This is a genomic window from Streptococcus mitis, from assembly GCF_001074635.1.
Lineage (GTDB): Bacteria > Bacillota > Bacilli > Lactobacillales > Streptococcaceae > Streptococcus > Streptococcus mitis_E.
In genome coordinates this window covers 1-3564 of the sequence record NZ_JUQO01000225.1, presented here as the reverse complement: position 1 = coordinate 3564, position 3564 = coordinate 1, and the positions used below count along the sequence as shown (strand labels likewise).

4 protein-coding genes are annotated in these 3564 nt (G+C 42.2%); all 4 read right to left on the bottom strand.

Going from position 1 to position 3564, the window contains the following annotated elements:
* Positions 1-185 precede the first annotated feature (185 nt).
* On the bottom strand, positions 186-647 hold the full coding sequence (locus ADI58_RS09655) for an ECF transporter S component (RefSeq protein ID WP_000814999.1): 462 nt from the start codon (positions 645-647) through the stop codon (positions 186-188).
* On the bottom strand, positions 625-1398 hold the full coding sequence (locus ADI58_RS09650; protein ID WP_049522445.1) for a bifunctional hydroxymethylpyrimidine kinase/phosphomethylpyrimidine kinase: 774 nt from the start codon (positions 1396-1398) through the stop codon (positions 625-627). Before ADI58_RS09650 ends, ADI58_RS09655 begins: the two co-directional genes overlap by 23 nt.
* Entirely contained in the window at positions 1388-2137 is a 750-nt protein-coding gene (gene truA / locus ADI58_RS09645) for a tRNA pseudouridine(38-40) synthase TruA (protein WP_049522444.1), read from the bottom strand. Before truA ends, ADI58_RS09650 begins: the two co-directional genes overlap by 11 nt.
* A gap of 98 nt (positions 2138-2235) precedes the next feature.
* Positions 2236-3387: an MFS transporter gene (locus ADI58_RS09640; RefSeq protein ID WP_049522443.1), complete on the bottom strand. Its 1152-nt coding sequence runs from the start codon at positions 3385-3387 to the stop codon at positions 2236-2238.
* Between the last annotated feature and the right edge of the window lie 177 nt (positions 3388-3564).

The following is a 3564-nucleotide window of genomic DNA, read 5'->3' as shown; positions in this document are numbered from 1 at the left end:
AAAACACTGTTTTGAGGTTGTGGATAGAACTGACGAAGTCAGTAACCATATCTATGGCAAGGCGACGTTGACGCGGTTTGAAGAGATTTTCGAAGAGTATAAAATCTTCCCACAATAAAACGCATAGTATTGAACACCTGATACTATGCGTTTTTCTTATTTGAAAGACTTTTGACTCAGCCTCTTTACTTAATCTTCTTGATACTTTGACTAAGGATAAATCCTACAATCATCCCTACCATATTTTGCATGAAATTTGGTAGGATTTCTGGTAGAGCTGCTGCCCAGCCATTCATCAAAGTTGAACCCAAGGCGTAGCCCCCTACCATGGCAATCGTTGCTAAGATAAGCCCTAACCACTGAGTTTTTCCTTTAAATCCTGCGAAAAATCCCTGCAAGCCATGGTTGATCAAGCTAAAGAACATCCACTGAGGATAGCCTGATAAGAGGTCAATCAAGAAACCTGCTAATCCTCCGACTACCGCTCCTTCACGACTACCAAAGTAGAAGGCCGCAAAGAAGACACCCGCATCTAAAAGAGTTAAAATGCCTGTCGGTGTCGGAATTTTTAAGAAATAGCCTAGAACCACAGAGAGGGTGGTTAATAGGGATACAAGGGCGATTTTAGTTGTTTTGGTTTGCTTCATATTGTCTTACTCCATACTGATCTGCTTGTGCAATGGCACGGTAAACGAAAGCCTTAGAGCTTTCTACTGCTGGTAAAAGTTCATCACCTTTGACTAGGTGACTGGCAATGCTAGAGGCAAAGGTACAACCTGCACCAGCATTTTGCCCTTGAATGACGGGATTTTCTAGGACTGTAAAGGTTTGTCCGTCATAAAAGACATCCATAGCCTTGTCCTGACTAAGGCGATTGCCTCCCTTGATAATGACTGCTGGCGCTCCTAAGTCATGCAATTTCTGTGCTGCAGTTTTCATATCTTCCAAGGTTTTGATTTCCTGACCAGCCAATAATTCTGCTTCTGGGAGGTTAGGCGTAATCACACTGACATAAGGGAAAAAGCGAATCAACTCTTGGCAGAGTTCACTTACAGCTACGTCGTGCGTTTCCTTGCAGACCAAGACAGGATCCAGAACCACAGGCACTCCTGGGCGTTGCTTGATAAAGTCCAAAGCCTTCTCAGCCACACTGACAGTTGGTAGAAGACCAATCTTAATCCCTGCAAATTCCACATCACGCAAGCTATCTAATTCATGTTGAAAAATGGTATCGTCAGTTGGAAAGACTTCAAAGCCCTTTTCCGTCAAGGCTGTCAAACAAGTCACTGCTACAAAACCATGCAAGCCGTTCAAGGTATAGGTAGCCAAATCAGCGGACAATCCACCACCACTAAAAATATCATTTCCTGAAAGTGCTAAAATACGATTATTCTTCATAACGAATCTCCTTTAAATACAAACCATTTGGTGCTGCAGTGGGACCTGCAAGTTGCCTGTCCTTCTTCTCCAAGATCAGGTCAATCTGCTCCACTGGCATACGATTATTTCCGATTTTGAGCAGTGTCCCCACCATATTGCGAATCTGCTTATACAAGAAACCATTTCCTGAAAAGGTAAAGATCAAAAACTGGCCTGTCTCATCAACCCTAAGACTAGCTTCGGTAATAGTGCGAACCTTGTCCTCTACGCTGGTCCCAGATGCTGTAAAACCTGTAAAATCATGTGTTCCCTCAAGCTTTTTGATTGCAATCTGCATTCGTTCCACATCAAGCGGATAGGGAAAGTGGGTGGCATAGTGACGGCGCATAGGATCCTTGGGACGGCCCCTATCCACAATAAACTCATAAGTTTTGCTATGCTTGGCATAACGGCAATGAAAATCATCTGGCACAAGCTCAATTGAAATCACATCAATATCTTCAGGAGACTGGGTGTCTAGAGCAAAGCGAAGTTTTTCCTCATCCATCTGATAAGGTAGGTCAAAATGAATCACCTGTCCCAAAGCATGAACCCCACTATCTGTCCTACCAGCACCGTGAACAGTAATGGCTTGCCCTTTATTTAACTTGGTCAAGGTTTTTTCAATTTCTTCCTGAACGCTACGTGCATGAGGCTGGCGCTGAAAACCAGAAAAGGCGTAACCATCATAGGAAATAGTTGCTTTATATCTCGTCATAACTTCTATTTTATCAAGAAATTAGTCTGTAGACAAGGTCCTAAAATAAATACTGTATGGGTACAAAAATCCTAAAAAGAAAAACTTAGGAACCAATCCTAAGCTCTCTTTTGAAGTAGGTACATGACAAAGATAGAGGTTACAATCAACCATGAGCCTAAAATGGCAAAGACCAACATGCCATTGTGAGTTAGTAACCCAATTGCACCTAGAACAAATGGGGTCGTAAAGGCTCCGAAACTACAGCCTAATACAGCAAATGAAGTTGCTTGATTGAGGAGTTTGGCTGGAATTCGTTCAGAGACAAGTTGAAAGACCGTCGTCAAGGCTACACTGTAGGAAAAACCAGCAAGAATACTTCCTGCCACAACCACCCATAAGGATGGAGACAAGGCAATCACGATTTGCCCTAAGCCGAAGGTAATACCAGACCAGAGGAGCAGCTTCTCTTTAAAAATAGAAATCAAAAAAGAAAAACTCACCCCAGCCACAATCCCGATTAACTGCATGACACTAAGAACAAAACTAGATAACTGGGCATCTCCAAGTCCTCTTTCCACCATCAAACTTGGAATACGAATAGTAATAGCCGTATTGGTACAAACTACAACTGCCGCTTCTATAGCTAGGGTAAAAATCAAGCCTTTCATTTCTCGAGTTAAACGACTTGCTTCCTTCGCTTTTTTCTTGACTTCTTTCTTTTCTTTTCCATAAGGGACAAAGAGCAAATAAAGGGTCAGCACCAAAAATCCAGCACTATAGGCTAGGAAGGTAGCTGTCCAACCGAAGGCCAACAATTGGCCGACTGCCAAGGTAATGAGAGAAGCCCCAACGACCTCTGCAGAACCGCGTAGTCCTAACATCTGAATTCGCGTTTTTCCTTGATAGCGTTCACTGATAATGGAAATGGCCTTGGCATTAATCATCCCAACACCCAAACCAAAAAGAATCCGTGTTCCAAAGACAAAGGGATAAGCTTGGTACCAAAAGGGAGATGTTCCACTCAGTGATAAAATCAACAATCCCAAACTAATCTGTAAACGCTCAGGAAATATTTTTTCTAAGAAACCATTTAATAGTAACATCATCATGATTCCAAAGGATGGCAAGCTCGCCAAGAGCTCAATTTGTTCCTTAGGATAACCTTGATAATAGTCAAACATGGCTGGCAGGGCACTCGAGATGGAAAAGGACGTAATCAAAACGAGGGAGAGAGCCAAAATACTGGCCCGTTCTAAAAATTGTTTCATGAAATCTCTTTCTATATTTCTCTTAATCTTCTACTTTTTTGATAGTTATCAAACAAGCAAGAAAAGAAGAAGCCTCTTTAGTGTATAGACTCCTTCTTAAACTCGAAAATGAATCCCTTGTGTCTTATACTCAATGAAAATCAAAGAGCAAACTAGGAAGCTAGCCGCAGGTTGCTC